The organism is Mesorhizobium sp., assembly GCF_024509055.1.
Classification (GTDB): domain Bacteria; phylum Pseudomonadota; class Alphaproteobacteria; order Rhizobiales; family Rhizobiaceae; genus Mesorhizobium.
The window spans coordinates 1-1,901 of the sequence record NZ_JANINM010000310.1 but is presented as its reverse complement, the minus strand read 5'-3'; the positions used below and the strand labels follow the sequence as shown (position 1 = coordinate 1,901).

3 protein-coding genes are annotated in these 1,901 nt (G+C 62.1%); all 3 read right to left on the bottom strand.

What is annotated here, in order from left to right; all coding sequences use genetic code 11:
- Positions 1 to 299, bottom strand: a 299-nt coding sequence (locus Q0L57_RS13930) for an NAD(P)H-dependent oxidoreductase subunit E (protein ID WP_296743528.1), incomplete at its 3' end; no start/stop codon positions are given.
- 188 nt (positions 300 to 487) lie between these two features.
- Positions 488 to 742: a sulfurtransferase TusA family protein gene (locus Q0L57_RS13925; RefSeq protein WP_296743527.1), complete on the bottom strand. Its 255-nt coding sequence runs from the start codon at positions 740 to 742 to the stop codon at positions 488 to 490.
- Positions 743 to 802: 60 nt separating this feature from the next.
- A partial coding sequence (gene glp, locus Q0L57_RS13920; protein ID WP_296743525.1) for a gephyrin-like molybdotransferase Glp occupies positions 803 to 1,901 on the bottom strand: 1,099 nt, incomplete at its 5' end.

Here is a 1,901-nt window from a genome sequence, read left to right as displayed (position 1 = left end):
ACCCGGATCGTCAATGGCGCGGGCGGCGCCTCGTTCTCCTTGACCACGTCGAAATGGTCGTAGAACGAAGCCACTTCGTAGACCTCGGCCTGCGACAGGCGCATGTCCTCTGCCAATGCCCGAAGATGCCGGGCCGACAGGCAGCCAAATTCGTCCTGGATCAAATGCAGGAACTCGATCAGGAGATCACGGCGGCGTTCGCGTCCGATAAGCAGGTTCTGGACGTCCCTGAGCGCGGAATCGTCAAGACCTCGGCCCTTTGGGCCCCGATCGCGAGGGCGCCGAACTTGCATCGTCATGCACATCCCCTTCCGTCGAATCGTCCGAGGTCGCCACGCATTCCGCCGCAGCTTCCAGCCAAGAACTTAGCGTACTGACCATCCAAAGCGAGAACAAATACGACAAGCGATAGCGCGCCCCGGATATCCGCCTGGCGGTTTAGCGCCTCTCCAGTGTGGCCGCCCGGCTCCGGAAAAACGTTGCACCGCTAGGAACGCTTCGGCTTGGCCGAGGGAGGACTATTCTTCGTGATGAGGAACACGATGTCCTTGTCGCTCCGATCCGCCCGCTCGAGACGATCTCCGGTCTCGTTCAGAAGGTTGGGGATGTCGATGGCGGACAAGGGATCGGTGCAAATCACCTCGAGCATGTCACCCTGTTCGAGAAATGTAAGCGCCTTTCGTGTCTTCAGCGCCGGCAACGGGCATTTCAGGCCCGACAGGTCAAGCTTCGTTTTGTTCATTCGAACAACGTCGCAACGCTCTCGATCTTCGTCAATTGGGCCAAAGTGGGCGTTCCGCTTTCAGAACAGGTTGGCATAGGCGACAAATCCGACGATATCGCCCGCCTTGACCTCGGCGACGCTCTCCTCGAGCTCGACGAGGCCATCGGTGTCGACGAGCGACGACAGCAGGCCAGCGCCCTCTCGCGGAAACTTGACGGCCTCGTGAAGTCCGTCCGTCGCCTGTCTCAGGCTAACGCGCACATATTCGCGCCGCCCCGCCTTCTTGCGATAGCCAAACGCGGCCCGCACAGGCGTGGTGACGATAGGCTCCGGTGTCGAGCCGGCGAGAGTGATGATCGCCGGGCGGGCAATGAGAGCGAACGTCACGAAGCTGGCGACAGGATTTCCAGGAAGGCCGATGAACGGTGTGCCTCCGATCACTCCCATGGCGACGGGACGTCCGGGCTTGATCGCCACGCGCCAGAACACCAGGCTGCCGACGCTTTCGACACTTGCCTTGACATAGTCGGCTTCGCCCGTGGAGACGCCGCCCGAGGTAAGGATCAGATCATGGGTGGCGGCCGCCTCTCGAAGGACTCCCGCGATCCTCGCCTGGTCGTCGCCGAGAATGCCCAGATCGGTGACTGCACAGCCAAGGCGGGACGCCATGGCCGACAGCATGAAGCGATTGGAGTCGAACAACTGGGCTTGTCCGCGCGGACTTCCCGGCGCGACGATTTCGTTGCCGGTCGAAAAGATCGCGACCTTGAGGCGCCTCAATACGCCAATTTCGGTTTGGCCCAGTGCCGCGGCAACAGCGATATCCTGCGGGCGAAGTCTATGGCCTCGCTTCAGGACCTGGCGGCCCACCGGAATATCCTCTCCGGCCGGGCGTACGTTCGATCCGCGTTTCAGTCCCGGCGGCAGTGTCGCGGACCCTTCGGATTCGACCGCAACATCCTCCTGCATGAACACCGTGTCGGCGCCTTCAGGCATCGGCGCGCCTGTGAAAATGCGGATGGCATGGCCAGGCGCAAGCGCCATGCGAGCTTGCGCGCCAGCTTGGACATAGTCCGTGACCGGAAAACGTCGGGCAGCTTCGACAGGAACATCAGCGCCTCGGACAGCGTAGCCGTCGACGGCCGAATTGGTGAACGGCGGCAAAGGAATGCCGGCC